This window comes from Streptomyces sp. YS-3, assembly GCF_045257485.1.
In the GTDB taxonomy this organism is placed as follows: domain Bacteria; phylum Actinomycetota; class Actinomycetes; order Streptomycetales; family Streptomycetaceae; genus Streptomyces.
Genome location: NZ_JBJHPC010000311.1, coordinates 1 through 8,573 on the forward strand (window position 1 = coordinate 1; position 8,573 = coordinate 8,573).

The 8,573-nt window shown below is 73.2% G+C and carries 8 protein-coding genes and 1 pseudogene; 4 read left to right on the forward strand and 5 right to left on the reverse strand.

What is annotated here, in order from left to right; all coding sequences use genetic code 11:
- From ACJA3G_RS23060 to ACJA3G_RS23070, 3 genes are all read right to left on the reverse strand, one after another.
- Nucleotides 1-1,366 (reverse strand): ATP-binding protein (locus ACJA3G_RS23060; RefSeq protein WP_406554933.1); only part of this gene is annotated, 1,366 nt, incomplete at its 3' end.
- Nucleotides 1,367-1,586: 220 nt separating this feature from the next.
- On the reverse strand, nucleotides 1,587-2,780 hold the full coding sequence (locus ACJA3G_RS23065) for an MBL fold metallo-hydrolase (protein ID WP_406554934.1): 1,194 nt from the start codon (nucleotides 2,778-2,780) through the stop codon (nucleotides 1,587-1,589).
- Nucleotides 2,781-2,877: 97 nt separating this feature from the next.
- Nucleotides 2,878-3,318, reverse strand: a complete 441-nt coding sequence (locus tag ACJA3G_RS23070) for a TIGR03618 family F420-dependent PPOX class oxidoreductase (RefSeq protein ID WP_406554935.1) — start codon at nucleotides 3,316-3,318, stop codon at nucleotides 2,878-2,880.
- A 148-nt stretch (nucleotides 3,319-3,466) separates the two neighbouring features.
- Here ACJA3G_RS23070 and ACJA3G_RS23075 point away from each other — a divergent pair, with 148 nt between their 5' ends.
- The 4 genes and pseudogenes from ACJA3G_RS23075 (at nucleotide 3,467) to ACJA3G_RS23090 (ending at nucleotide 7,090) form a co-directional block, all read left to right on the forward strand.
- Nucleotides 3,467-3,646, forward strand: coding sequence for a hypothetical protein (locus tag ACJA3G_RS23075; RefSeq protein WP_406554936.1), 180 nt, complete (start codon nucleotides 3,467-3,469; stop codon nucleotides 3,644-3,646).
- A 211-nt stretch (nucleotides 3,647-3,857) separates the two neighbouring features.
- Nucleotides 3,858-4,673: pseudogene (locus tag ACJA3G_RS23080) on the forward strand (pentapeptide repeat-containing protein); the annotation flags it as partial.
- 516 nt (nucleotides 4,674-5,189) lie between these two features.
- Entirely contained in the window at nucleotides 5,190-5,987 is a 798-nt protein-coding gene (locus ACJA3G_RS23085) for a polysaccharide deacetylase family protein (protein ID WP_406554937.1), read from the forward strand.
- Between the two features lie 110 nt (nucleotides 5,988-6,097).
- Nucleotides 6,098-7,090 (forward strand): NAD-dependent epimerase/dehydratase family protein, encoded by a 993-nt coding sequence (locus ACJA3G_RS23090; RefSeq protein ID WP_406554938.1) that lies wholly within the window; start codon nucleotides 6,098-6,100, stop codon nucleotides 7,088-7,090.
- A 79-nt stretch (nucleotides 7,091-7,169) separates the two neighbouring features.
- Here ACJA3G_RS23090 and ACJA3G_RS23095 read toward each other — a convergent pair whose 3' ends face one another.
- Together ACJA3G_RS23095 and ACJA3G_RS23100 are read right to left on the reverse strand one after the other, a co-directional pair.
- Entirely contained in the window at nucleotides 7,170-7,961 is a 792-nt protein-coding gene (locus ACJA3G_RS23095; RefSeq protein ID WP_406554939.1) for an SGNH/GDSL hydrolase family protein, read from the reverse strand.
- Nucleotides 7,962-8,111: 150 nt separating this feature from the next.
- On the reverse strand, nucleotides 8,112-8,573 hold a 462-nt coding region (locus ACJA3G_RS23100), incomplete at its 5' end, for a M23 family metallopeptidase (RefSeq protein ID WP_406554940.1).

An 8,573-nucleotide genomic window follows, 5' to 3' on the forward strand; every position in this document is an offset into this window, starting at 1 on the left:
GGGGGGCGCGGTCGGGGTCCGGCAGCGGCTGCCGCTGGGGGGCGCGGTCGGGGTCCGGCAGCGGCTGCCGCTCGCTCGTCTGCCCCTCCTTCGGGGCCTCGGACTCGGCGCCCAACAGCCCCTGCGGCAGCACCAGTACGGCCTGGACGCCGCCGTAGATGTTGGTCTGGAGGCGGACCGCGATGCCGTGCCGGCGGGCCAGCGCGGAGACCACGAACAGGCCGATCCGGCCGTCCTGGAGGAGGTGGGCGACGTTCACCTGGTCGGGGTCGGAGAGCAGCGCGTTCATCTTGTTCTGCTCGGTGACGGGCATGCCCAGGCCCCGGTCCTCGACCTCGACGGCGAGTCCGGCGGTCACCAGCTGGGCGCGCAGCAGCACCTGGGTGTGCGGGGCGGAGAACAGCGTGGCGTTCTCGACGAGTTCGGCGAGGAGGTGGATGACGTCGGCGACCGCGTGGCCGCGCAGGGTGCCGTCGATCGGCGGCACCAGCTTGACCCGGGGATACTGCTCGACCTCGGCGATCGAGGAGCGCAGCACCTCGGTCATGGTCACCGGGTGGGACCACTGGCGGCGGGAGATGGCGCCGCCGAGGACGGCGAGGTTCTCCGCGTGCCGGCGGATACGGGTGGCGAGGTGGTCGACGTGGAAGAGGCCCTTGAGCAGCTCGGGGTCCTCGACCTCGTTCTCCAGCTCGTCCAGGAGCTGGATCTCGCGGTGCACCAGGGACTGGAGCCGACGGGCGAGGTTGACGAAGACCTCGACCTTCTGTTCGTTGCCGACGCTGCTGGAGAGCTGGGAGGCCTGCACCACGGCGGCGACGGCCGCGTCGTGGGAGCGGGTCAGCTCGTGTGCCAGGAGCTGGAACTCGTCCGCGTTCGGCGGGAGCTGGCCGGGGCTTCGGCGGGCGGGCGGGCCCTCGCCGCGGCGCAGTCCGTCGACCACGGTCCGCAGGTCGGCGGCCGAGCGGGCGCTGCTCCGGCGCAGCCCGTTGGCGCGCCCGAGCACGGTGCGCGCGGCCCGGTCGGCGCCCACGGCGGCGGCGGCCACGGACGCCAGGGCGAGCACGGCCATACCGGCGAGCGCGGCCCAGAGCATCCGCGAGGGGTGGGCGTGGGTGGAGTGGAGGGTGAAGACGACGGCGGCCGTGCCGCACAGCACGGCGACCAGGGCGGGCAGCACCGCGCTGCGCTGCAGCTGCGGCCGTATCCGGCTCTCGGTGGACGGGCGCTGCCCGCTCGGCGGACGTCCCGTCGGGGCCGGGGCGCCCGCGGGTGCGGCCGGGGGGTTCGCCCGGTGTGCCGTACGTCCGTGCCGCCCGCCCTCGCGGCGGTCGGACCGCGCGGCGGGTGCGCGAAGATGAGACATCTGCGTCCTCGGTACGTGGGGTCCCAGAGATCGTGGTCCCGGGCCCCACTCGATCCGTGAGGGCCCGCGTTGATCGTCGGCCACTCACAGTAGGGGTCAACCCCTCACCCTCGGTGCGCAGTTGGAAAAGTCCCCCCTTCCGTGTCCCGCTCTGGTATGACGCCTCGTACGACAGCACGAAATACCGGGTCGCCCCCGGGGGGCTCCGGGGGCCGTGACCCTAGGAGACGACCGGCGCCGCCTCCTGCTCCCCCGTCCTGGCGGGCCTGCGGGTGTGCAGGGGCCAGCCGTCCGCCGGGGGTGGTGCGACCGGGCGCCACCAGGGCGCGGACGGCACGTGCTCCGAGGCCGGTTCGAAGGGTTCACCCGGAATGGGCAGCGCGATGCGGGCGTCCGCCGCCGCCGCGGCGGCCATGGTCCCCTCGCCCGGCTCGGACCACGGGTGCGGGGCGAGGTTGAAGGTGCCCCAGTGGATCGGGAGCAGCACGCCGTGCGGCCGGCCGCCCTGGAGGTCGAGGTGGGCGCGCATGCCTTCGGCCGGAGTCATATGGATGTCCGGCCAGAACTCGCTGTACGCACCGATCTGGATCATCGTGGCGTCGAACGGGCCGTGCTCGGCGCCGATGTCCTTGAAACCGTCGAAGTAGCCCGTGTCGCCGCTGTGGTAGATCCGGTGTTCGGGGCCGGCGACGGCCCAGGAGGCCCAGAGCGTGTGCTGCTGGTTGCGCAGGCCCCGGCCGCAGAAGTGGCGCGCGGGGGTGGCGGTGAGGGTGAGGCCGTTGACCTTCGTCGACTCGTTCCAGTCGAGCTCGTGGAGGCGGTCGGCGGGGACGCCCCAGTGCTCCAGGTGGGCGCCGACGCCGAGCGGGACCGCGAACACCGTCTCCGTACCCGCCAGGGCGCGGATGGTGGGCAGGTCCAGGTGGTCGTAGTGGTCGTGCGAGATGACCACCACGTCGACCGGGCCGAGGGAGGCCAGCGGGACGGGCACCGGGTGCAGCCGCTTGGGTCCGGCGAAGGCGAAGGGGGAGCAGCGCTCGCCCCACACCGGGTCGAAGAGCACCCGGCGGCCGTCGATCTCGGCGAGGACGCTGGAGTGCCCCATCCAGGTGAGCCGCAGGCCCGTGGCGGGCGGCTTGGCCAGGTCGGCGAGGGTCGTCGCGTGCACCGGGATGTTGCCCACCGGGGCGCGCAGGGCCCGCTGCTCCTTCTGGAAGTAGATCTTGGCGAACTCCACCATCGAGCCCGACGGGCGCGTGCGCGCGCCCTCGGGGTTCTGGAAGACCCCGTCCGCGAAGTTCGGCGAGCGGCGGATCCGCTCCAGGCGGTCCCCCGCCGGGTCGGCCCCGAAGGCGGCGGGGCGCAGCTCGCGCAGCCGGGAACGGAGTGGGAGCAGAGAACCAGCGCCGGTCACGGCACCTCCTGGGGCTCGGGGGTCATTCCATTATGTGCGGCGGGTACGACAACGCGGGAACCGCGCCCTCCCGGGGCGGTTCCCGCCGGGGACCGGCTCAGGCGCGCGGCTGGCCGTAGGCGCGCTCGACCCGCAGCCGGAGCACCAGGCGCCGGTCGCGGACCATGGCCCGCCGGTAGTCCTCCCAGTCGGGGTGCTCGCCCTGGACGTCCCGGTAGAGCCGGACCAGCTCCTCGACGGTCGCGTCATAGGGGTCGGCGGCCACCGGGGTGAGGTCGGCCACGCCCTCGGCCACGGTCCAGGCCCATCGGTCGGCACTGGTGACGTGGTAGCTGGCGCGCGGGTCGCGGCGCAGGTTCCGGGTCTTGGCGCGGTCGTCGGTGAGGGAGACCTTGATCACGCCCTCGTCCGGGTAGTACGCGTGGTTGACGTTGGACAGCTGGGGCCGGCCGTCGCGCTTGAGGGTGGCGAGAACGCCGCCCTTCTCCCGCGCGACCAGCTTGAGCAGGGCTTCCTCGGGTGCGTCGAATGCCGTCATGGCCACTGGAACAGCGCGCGAGTCCCTCCGGATTCCCTCATCCGCGCCCGCGTGGTGAAGGTCGTGTGGGGGGCGGTCGATGACTGTGTGATGGACCTGGCATGACTGTGCGGAGCGGATTGTCGGACCGTGCCCCTAGTCTGGACGCATGTCCACTTCCTCCGACCAGCCTGGTTCCGTACTGCCGGACGCCGAAGCCGCCAACGCGGCGATCCGCGATCTCGTCGAGAGCGCGGACCCGGAGGGCGGCTGGCCCTCGGAGGAGTACGAACGACTGCTCACCCTGTGGGCCCAGGCCACCACGGCCGACCTGGACGAGGCCGCGTAACGCCCGACCGGTCGGTCCGACCCTGCGGGCCGTCCGCCCGGCGCCCCTCCTCTTCGGTCCGCGTGGCGGCCCGACGGTAGGCTCGACCTCCCCTTATGGCCACCTCGGGCCCGCGGGTCCGTCCTTCGGCGCCGCCGGGTCACCAGTACACCGCAGGAGAGCGTCCGCCTTGTCCGAGACATCCGAGAACCGCGTACGGGAGCGGGCCGCCGTGGCGCCCGGCCCGGTGGACGACCGCTCCGGGCTGCGGGCCGACTGCGCGAACTGCTTCGGTCTGTGCTGTGTGGCCCTGGCGTTCTCACGGTCCACGGACTTCGCCGTCGACAAGGCCGCCGGGGACCCGTGCGCCAACCTCGGGCAGGACTTCCGCTGCGGCATCCACGACCGGCTGCGCCCCCAGGGCTTCCAGGGGTGCACGGTGTACGACTGTTTCGGCGCGGGCCAGAAGATCTCGCAGGTCACCTTTGCCGGCCGGAACTGGCGCGAGTCGCCGGACGGATCGCGGCAGATGTTCGCGGCGCTCCCGGTGATGCGCCAGCTGCACGAGCTGCTCTGGTACCTCGCCGAGGCGGGCGGCCGTCCGGCCGCGCGTCCGGTCCACCGCGAGGTGGCGGCCGAGCGGGAGCGGATCGAGCGGCTGACCCTCAGCGACGTGGACACGCTCCTGGAGCTGGATGTCGCGGCGCTGCGCGCCGGGGTGAACACCCTGCTGCTGCGCACCAGCGAACTGGTGCGCGCCGAGGTCAAGGGCAAGAAGAAGGACCGCAGGGGCGCCGATCTGTTCGGGGCCCGGCTCAGGGGCGCCGATCTGCGCGGCGCGGACCTGCGCGGGGCGTACCTCATCGCGGCGGATCTGAGCGGGGCCGACCTGCGGCTCGCCGATGTCATCGGCGCGGACTTCCGTGACGCCGACCTCGCCGGGGCGGACCTCACGGACTGCCTGTTCCTGACCCAGACGCAGGTCAACGCGGCACGCGGCGACGAGGCCACGGTGCTGCCGGCCGGACTCGACCGCCCTTCGCACTGGCGCGCGGGGACGGCGGGTGTGGCTGAGCCGTCCGGCCGCGGGGAACCGCCGTCGGGCACCCCGGGCGCCTCCGCCCGCAGGGGCGCCTCGTCCCGCAAGCCCGGCGGCACCCGGCGCAGGGGCCCCGGCTCGGGGGGATCGCGCCGCAAGTAGCGGCCAGGCCTCCGGCGGGGCTCCGGCGTCTTCCCTTCGCCAGCTCCCGGCGCAGGGCCCGGCCCGGCTGGATCGCGCCGCAAGTAGCGGTCGAGCCTCCGGCGGCACCCCTTCCCCGGCCCCCTGCGCAGGGGCCCGGCGCGGCGGGATCGCGCCGTAAGCAGCGGTCGGCCTCCGGCATCTCCCCTTCCCCGGCCCCCGGCGTAGGGGCCCGGCCCGGCGGGAGCATGCCGCATGTAACAGTCGGCCTCCGGCGTCTCCCTTCACCCCAGCCGGCAGGCCCCACCCCACTATTCATCGCGTGTATACACCTCGCGTATAGTCCGGGGCATGTTCTGGTCCAGGCCGAAGGGGAGTCGCGTCATGCGCAGCAGCAATTCCGGAGTCCGTCGCGTCCGGGGGCGGGCCGCCGTCGCGCTGGTGGCGGTGGGCGCACTCGGGCTGACGCTGACGGGCTGCTCCGACGGCGCCGTCTCGCCGCGCTCCGCCCGTAACGAGGCGCTCGACAGCAAGGCCGCGGCCGGTGCCGAAGCGGGGGCCGCCGCCGGGGTCGACTGCCGCAAGGCCAAGTGCATCGCGCTCACCTTCGACGCCGGGCCGGGCGTGAAGACGCCCCAACTGCTGGACACGCTCAAGGAGAAGAAGGTGCACGCCACCTTCTTCCTGCTCGGCGCGAACCATGTGGAGAAGTACCCGGACACCGTGCGCCGTATCGCCGCCGAGGGGCACGAGGTCGCCAACCACACCTGGTCGCACGAGCGCCTGGACAAGCTCAAGCCCGCCGAGATACGCACCGAACTCAACCGCACCCAGGAGGCGGTGGCCGCGCTGACCGGCCGCAAGCCCGTTCTGATGCGACCGCCCCAGGGCCGTACCAACAAGGAGGTCACCAAGGTCAGCAAGGAGCTCGGGCTCTCGCAGATCCTGTGGAGCGCGACCGCCAAGGACTACTCCACCAACGACTCGGCCCTGATCACCCGGCGCATCCTGGACCAGGCCGACCGCGACGGCATCATCCTGCTGCACGACATCTACGACGGGACCGTGCCCGCCGTGCCCGGGATCATCGACGCGCTGAAGGCGCGCGGCTTCACCTTCGTGACCGTGCCCCAGCTGCTCGCCCCCGCCGCCCCGGAGCCCGGCCGGCTCTACCGCCCCTGACCCGCACAGCCGCGCAGCCGCGCCGGTACGACCCCCGGGACGGGGCACCGCGATTTCGCCTTCAGCGTGGACCGGTTCTCAGAAGCCGTGCCGGCGGGCAGAGTTGCGCCATGAAGCTGTTGATACTGGGTGGTACGGAGTTCGTCGGACGCGCCGTGGCCGAGGACGCGGTGGCCCGCGGGCACGAGGTGACGGTCTTCCACCGGGGCCGCCACGAGCCGCCCGCCGGTGTGCGGGCGCTGCTCGGCGACCGGACGGCCGAGGACGGTCTGACGGCCCTCGCCGACGGGCGCTGGGACGTGGTGGTGGACACCTGGTCGGGGGCGCCCTCGGTGGTGCGCGACGCGGCGAGGCTGCTCGCGCGGGGACGCGTCGCCCGGTACGTGTACGTGTCGAGCCGTTCCGTGTACGAGCACCCGGTCCCGCCCGGGACCGACGAGGGCGCGCCGCTCGTCGACGGGTCGCCGGACGCTGCGGACGACGTGGAGTACGCGCGGGCCAAGCGGGGCGGCGAGCTGGCCGCCGTCCGGGAGTTCGGCCCGGACCGCACGCTGCTGGTGCGCGCCGGACTGATCCTCGGCCCGTACGAGAACATCGGGCGGCTGCCGTGGTGGCTGGGGCGCATGGCGCGCGGCGGCGAGGTGCTCGCGCCGGGGCCGCGCGATCTGCCGGTGCAGTTCATCGACGTACGGGATCTGGCGGAGTGGATCGTGAGCGCCGCCGACTTCGGGCTCTGCGGGCCCTACAACCTGGTCTGCCCGCCGGACCACACCACCATGGGCGAGCTGCTCGACGCGTGTACGCGGGTCACCGGCGGCGGCGCGGAGCTGCGCTGGACGGACCCGGAACCGATCCTGGCCGCCGGGGTCGAGCCGTGGAGCCAGCTGCCGGTGTGGATTCCGCCGGGCGAGCTGCACGGCACGATGCACGGCTCGAACGTGTGGAAGGCCGTGCTCTCGGGGCTGCGCTGCCGGCCCGTCGAGGAGACGGTCGCCGACACCTGGGCCTGGCTGGCCTCGATCGGCGGCGAGGCGCCGCAGCGGCCGGACCGCCCCCGGGTCGGGCTGGACCCGGAGACGGAGCGGAAGCTGCTGCACGGCTGAGCCGTGCGGGCGCCGGCCCCTGGGACGGTCCGTCAGTGCTGCCGCCGGCCCTTGGAGGACCAGCGGGCCTGATGGCCCGTCAGAGAGGCAGCAGGTCGGGGCGCTTGGGCTCCACGTGGTCGCCGGAGCTCTCGCCCCGCAGCCGTCGCCCGATCCACGGCGCCAGGTGCTCGCGCGCCCACTGGATGTCGTCGCGCCGCACCTCCAGGGTGCCGCGCGGCGGCTGCGGGGGCCACGGCTGGTCCGGGTCGGCCGGCACCGCGAGCCCGAGCACCTGGGCGGCGCGCAGCGCGACCCGGGTGTGCCCTTCGGGCGACAGATGCAGCCGGTCGACGTCCCACGCCCGCCTGTCCTGGACGGACTTCAGCGACCACAGGTCGAGCACCGGGCACCCGTAGCGGTCGGCGATGGAGCGCACGTGCGCGGTGTACGTCGCCACCTTGCCGCGCAGGTGCTTGAAGACCGGCACCCCGCGCGTGTCGAACCCGGTGGTCACCATCACCGTCGGAATCGAGCTCTTGAGGTCCGCGACCGCGCGCTCGAAGCGCTCGGCCACGTCGTCCGGGTCACTGCCCGGCCGGATGATGTCGTTGCCCCCCGCACAGAAGGTCACCAGGTCGGGTTTGAGCTCCTTGGCCCGCGGTACCTGCTCCTCGACGATCTGGTCGAGGAGCCTGCCGCGGACCGCGAGATTGGCATAGCGAAAGGCCCCCTCCGGTCGCTGATCTGCCAGTAGCACGGCGAACCTGTCCGCCCAGCCGACGAACGCCCCGTCCGGGCCGGGGTCGCCGACACCTTCCGTGAAGCTGTCGCCGATCGCCGTGTACGACCCGAACGTACCGCTGTTGAATGATCTCGAATCGTCTGCCACGAGACCATATCTTTCCCTTATTGGTGTGACCTACGCGACCGTAAGGAGGGGTTGACGGTGGGTGATATAGACCACCCGGTCAGTTTCCCCCAGCGGGAATACGCCGAATACCCCCGGCTCACCGGACAGAACCGGGTCGGACCGCGTCCGTCAGAGGGTGGCGCCCTGCTGCCTGAGGTAGGCGATCGGGTCGACGTCGGAGCCGTAGTCGGGCGTGGTGCGGATCTCGAAGTGCAGGTGCGGGCCGGTGACGTTGCCGGTGGCGCCGGAGAGTCCGAGCTGCTGGCCCGCGGTCACGCTCTGCCCGGCCGAGACGGAGAGCTGCGAGAGGTGGGCGTACTGGGAGTACATGCCGTCCGCGTGCCGGATGACGACCTGGTTGCCATAGGCGCCGCCCCAGCCGGCCGAGACGACCGTGCCCGCGCCGACCGCCTTGACCGTGGTGCCGGTCTCGGCCGCGAAGTCGACGCCCGTGTGGTAACCGCTGGACCACATGGATCCGGCCATGCGGTACGGGGTGCCGATGCTCACGCTGTCGAGGGGCGCGCGGAAACCGGCGGAGGAACCCTGGTCCGCGCGCCCCTCGACAGCGTGAGCATCGGCACCCCGTAC

Bases quoted from the DNA above. Each gene is read 5' to 3' on its own strand.
- ACJA3G_RS23070 (WP_406554935.1), bottom strand. From the start codon at position 3,318: ATGACGGCATTCGACGCACCCGAGGAAGCCCTGCTCAAGCTGGTCGCG.
- ACJA3G_RS23090 (WP_406554938.1), top strand. From the start codon at position 6,098: ATGAAGCTGTTGATACTGGGTGGTACGGAGTTCGTCGGACGCGCCGTG.
- ACJA3G_RS23085 (WP_406554937.1), top strand. From the start codon at position 5,190: ATGCGCAGCAGCAATTCCGGAGTCCGTCGCGTCCGGGGGCGGGCCGCC.
- ACJA3G_RS23075 (WP_406554936.1), top strand. From the start codon at position 3,467: ATGTCCACTTCCTCCGACCAGCCTGGTTCCGTACTGCCGGACGCCGAA.